The following is a 1,450-nucleotide window of genomic DNA, read 5'->3' on the forward strand; positions in this document are numbered from 1 at the left end:
CCACTGCTGGTCGGTCAGGCCGGTGCGTTGGGTGGCCTGGGCGGCTTCGACGGCGTGGCGTGCCGCGCCGTGGACGTAGCCGTCGAGGAGGGTGATGACGGCGTCCATTTCCAGGTCGGTCAGGCCCACGCCGTCGACGGCGCGTAGCTCGTACTCGTATTTTGCGGTGACGTTGGGGCCGAGTGGGGGGCGGGTGGTGGCGACCTGGAGCAGCCATGGGTGGCGCAGGTAGAGCGCCCGGTTCTCGTGGGCGATCAGTTCGAGTCGGGTACGCCAGTCGTCGGGGACGTCCTCGGGGCGGGCGGTTTCGCCGTAGACGGTGTCGAGCATGGCGTCGAGGAGTTCGCCTTTGCCGGGCACGTGGGTGTAGAGGGACATGGTGCCCACGTGGAGGCGTTCGGCGACGCGGCGCATCGACAGTGCGGCGAGTCCTTCGGTGTCGGCGACGTCGATGGCGGCGCGGACGATCCGGTCGACGGTGAGTTCGGCGCCTCTGCGGCTGGGTTTGTCGCGGGTTCGCCAGAGCAGGGCGAGGCTGCGGGCGGGGTCGCCGGTGCCGCTGTACTCGACGTTCACGGGATCCACCCTAGCGGGGCGATCGTATGGTGTACGGCCGGTGCTCACCGGGCGGCGAGCAGGGTCCGCAGGGGGGCGGCCTTGGCTGCGGCTTCGGCGACCTCGGCGGCGGGTTCGCTGTCCCAGGTGATGCCACCGCCGGCCCACAGGTGCAGCCGTTCGGCGTCGGCGGCGACGGTGCGGATGGTCAGGCCCAGGTCGATGCGGCCGGGTGCGATCCAGCCGAGGCCGCCCATGCTGGCGCCGCGCCCGACGGGTTCCAGGGTGGCGATCCGGTCGAGGGCGGCGAGTTTCGGTGCGCCGGTGACCGAGCCGCCGGGGCAGACGGCGCGCAGCAGGTCGGCCAGGCCCAGGCCGTCGGCGAGGGCCGCGGAGACGGTCGATTCGGCCTGCCACAGGTCGCACCAGCGGCGTACGGCGTACAGGTCGTCGACCCGCACGGAACCGGTGCGGGCCACCCGGGCCAGGTCGTTGCGTTCCAGGTCGACGATCATGATGTGTTCGGCGCGTTCCTTGGCGGAGGCGAGCAGGTCGCGGCGGCCGGCGGTGGTGGCCGGGCGGGTGCCTTTGATGGGTCGGGTGATGACGCGTCCGCCGGTGACCTCGACCAGGGTTTCCGGGGAGGCGCAGCCGATGGCCCAGCCGTCTCCGTGCAGGGTGCCGCCGTAACGGGCGCCGGGCAGCGCGGCGAGGCGGGTCAGCGCCGGCGCGGGGTCGCCGTGGTAGGTGGCGGCGGCGTGGCCGACGACGTTGACCTGGTAGACGTCGCCACGGGCGATGGCGGCGCGGGCGGCTTCGACGGCGTCGGCGTGCTGTCGGGGGGTCCAGCTGTCCCGCCAGGGGTCGAGCCGCCAGCCTCGGGGGGTCCGGGAGG

The 1,450-nt window shown here is 73.4% G+C and carries 2 protein-coding genes; both read right to left on the reverse strand.

Going from position 1 to position 1,450, the window contains the following annotated elements; translation table 11 throughout:
* Window positions 1-576 (reverse strand): TetR/AcrR family transcriptional regulator (locus E1166_RS30510; RefSeq protein WP_132343251.1); only part of this gene is annotated, 576 nt, incomplete at its 3' end.
* A gap of 44 nt (window positions 577-620) precedes the next feature.
* Window positions 621-1,450 (reverse strand): chorismate-binding protein (locus tag E1166_RS30515; protein ID WP_132343252.1); only part of this gene is annotated, 830 nt, incomplete at its 5' end.

Source organism: Micromonospora sp. KC213, from assembly GCF_004348325.1.
Taxonomy (GTDB): Bacteria; Actinomycetota; Actinomycetes; order Mycobacteriales; family Micromonosporaceae; genus Micromonospora.